A 2,791-nucleotide genomic window follows, 5' to 3' on the forward strand; every position below is an offset into this window, starting at 1 on the left:
GCCCCGGCCGCTTCTTCAGGCGGCGCGCCGCTTTCTGCTGCACTTTGTGCCTTTTGCGCAATGGCGGCCACGGCGGCGGCCAGTTGCGCATCGTCAAAGCGCCACGGCTCGTAATGAATCAGCAGCGTGCGCGCAGCCGGAATGACTTCGGTCACGCCCTCGGGCGGGCCAGCTTGCAGCGCGCGCAGCAGCGCCAGCGTGCGGGGCAGATCGGGCAGCTCGACAAGCAAAGCGCCTGCGGTGACGGGGAGAAATCTCATCTCAGCTGGGAAAATGAAGGTATTTTTCGAAAGGCTCCACAAATTTCTTTAGCATGTCATTGGCGCGTTTTCTTGCCTGAGATACAAAGTGCCTCAAATACTGCAAGGCCCACTCTTTTCGTGTACCAGAAAAATCCTGACCCAAATCGCATACATGAAACTGTATTTGCATGGCAGCCGCCCAATTTATGTACAAATCAGAAGGGTTGGTTCTAAATAATTCAGCGTAATGAATACTGCTGCACATCAACTTATCGACCTCAAGACGCCAATCAATTTCCAGATAATTTATCTCGAATGTATTAAATTCTTCGTTGTCCAGCATTTTTGCACATACTTGGGCCAGCTTGTAAGCGGAGATAATGTTAGGTTGCTGTGCATTCTTGCTAATGTTTCTTGTCTTGACATCAATTAATTCATGTATGCCATCATGTATTAACAGAATATCTGCTGTATCGTTCTGCTTTTCTTCAAACGGATTATCGCTACTCCACCGTTCCATCGCAGATTTACCACGACTCAGTAAGAGCATCAGAGTGGGAGATTGAAACAGCGCCATTCTCTCTCCATGGCTAATAGCCTTCGGATTTTTGAGGAATAAATCATTAATATATTCGTATTGCTTGAATACGCCGTTGCTTCGATGTTTCTTCAATATCTCAAGAACGTATTTTTCAAAAGGTTCACCAGCAGCATGCCCAGAGAGTGTGCCTGATAAAGGTTTGGGTATGCTTTTCCCAATCAGGTCGGTACGTAACAAATTCAATTCTTCTCGATTCATTTTTCTATTCCCAGCTTCGCAAATAAAGCTTCAAGGTGATTAAGATAAAATTTATCACCAGTTTGCATGTAATTATTGACGCCACAGGTAATTGCATGATGCGCTTGGACTTCGTCAGGGATATTCCAGTTGATTTTTCTGAACGGAATGGATGATAAGGGCTTTTCTGAAAATTCGACGATGCCGCCTTTTATCACTCCCTTATGCCTGACCCAGTGAAAAACAGCGGGGTGATTAAGATAGGCTGCAATATACTCCAGGCTTTCTTGGGTGTGTTGTTTTTTAAATAATGCGGTAACATCCTGTGTTGGATATATTCCAGATTCCGCAATGGCAAAACGGAAATGATCCTTGTTGGTGATTCTTTCCTTGCATGGAACGAGAATTCGCTTTGATGCGCTTCTGAACATTTGGTAATTCCTTGGAAATGCCCATTCCCAGTAAGGAAGGTTTCTGTTATAGTTATATCTCCTGTCTAACTGAATTCGATAGGGTAGCAGAGATTTATAAAAATTTGGAAAACGTATCTTTAATTCATTTTCACTGTAGGTGCCACGAATAAAGATATAATCGGTAAGACGCGTTATCCGATAAGGCTCCAGATGTTTGGCCTTGGCTACATTGATACTGGAGAAGATTTCTTCGGATGTGTACTGATCATTCAGCTGTGTTTGAAAGGCCTTGTCTAACCCACTCACCATTCCATTGCCTATGTCGCATACGTCGCCTACGGTTGGATATCGATCTGCAACCAGATTTTCATCATTTCGGGAGCAAATCTTCTCCAGCAAGCTAACTTGATGCAATGAATGTTTGTTGGCAACAGTCCATGCCGAATCTATTAAAAATTGTGGCAAAGAAAATTTCTCCGCATGTCCGAGAATTTCATTAAGTGAAGAAGTGTCTTTTTTTAGATTTCTTTTCTTGGGAAATTGAATGACATCAATATGTTCCAAGCAGCCTCCCTTTATATACCTGAAAATCATGAAAGATGAATTAACACCATCAAATATAGCGGTCTCATGAAAGCGTATTATGTTACTGAAACAGCCATTTTTAAGCATAAATTTGCGCAGGTTGGTTGCATGCTTCGTTGATATCCAATAATCAGGACATATAAATACAAGCTCGCCTCCATGCCTGAGTAGTTTAATTGATTTCAATATGAATATATAAAAATAATCACACAAGCCATTAAAATTTGCTCTCCATATTGGATTGTCATTAAGTTCCACTTTTGATTCTGGAAGCATGTTTTTCCAGCGGACGTAAGGTGGATTTCCAATGATGGCGTCAAATTGGAAATTAGGCTGCACAGAGACAAAGCTTTCATTCTTGACGCATGAATGTTTTATCAGGCTTCTATCAATTTCATAGGCCATGATGCGATTAAATCCTTGTGCCTGCAAGGCATCAATGAAAACGCCTTCTCCACTTGATGGCTCAAGAATCAATGATTCTCGTGAAGACTCAAGCATGCCTACCATGTAATCAGCAATATATCTTGGAGTAAAATATTGGCCACGTGCTATTTGATGCTGACTTGAATTTTCATCTCTATTCATGTGTCATCCTAATGGAAAGCCAAGTTTAATTTTAATAAACATAGAATGTTGAAGAAACTCCATCATATTATGGCAAGGTTTTATCAATTGAGCTGCCAGCCGCCGGGGCTGGCGCGCGGGTACACGCCCGAAAAGCGCCCCGCCAGCGCCACGGCCCCCGGCGGAATGCGCGTGCGCGGGCTGGC

General features: G+C 43.1%; 3 protein-coding genes and 1 pseudogene. All 4 read right to left on the bottom strand.

Translation table 11 applies throughout. The features are described from left to right. The coding region (locus QB898_RS12845; RefSeq protein ID WP_279525268.1) for a carboxyltransferase domain-containing protein at positions 1-260 on the bottom strand (260 nt) is incomplete at its 3' end. 1 nt (position 261) lies between these two features. After that, on the bottom strand, positions 262-1,041 hold the full coding sequence (locus tag QB898_RS12850; RefSeq protein ID WP_279525269.1) for a HincII family type II restriction endonuclease: 780 nt from the start codon (positions 1,039-1,041) through the stop codon (positions 262-264). Further along, the gene (locus QB898_RS12855) at positions 1,038-2,606 is read right to left on the bottom strand and encodes an Eco57I restriction-modification methylase domain-containing protein (protein WP_279525270.1); all 1,569 of its coding nucleotides are present in this window, start codon (positions 2,604-2,606) and stop codon (positions 1,038-1,040) included. The genes QB898_RS12850 and QB898_RS12855 overlap by 4 nt, the downstream gene beginning before the upstream one ends. Before the next feature lie 89 nt (positions 2,607-2,695). Further along, positions 2,696-2,791: pseudogene (locus QB898_RS12860) on the bottom strand (carboxyltransferase domain-containing protein); the annotation flags it as partial.

It is taken from the genome of Ottowia cancrivicina, assembly GCF_029813755.1.
Classification (GTDB): domain Bacteria; phylum Pseudomonadota; class Gammaproteobacteria; order Burkholderiales; family Burkholderiaceae_C; genus Ottowia; species Ottowia massiliensis.

What these genes read in the sequence shown, in the direction of transcription:
- QB898_RS12850 (WP_279525269.1), bottom strand. Translation starts at nt 1,041, where the DNA reads ATGAATCGAGAAGAATTGAATTTGTTACGTACCGACCTGATTGGGAAA.
- QB898_RS12855 (WP_279525270.1), bottom strand. Translation starts at nt 2,606, where the DNA reads ATGAATAGAGATGAAAATTCAAGTCAGCATCAAATAGCACGTGGCCAA.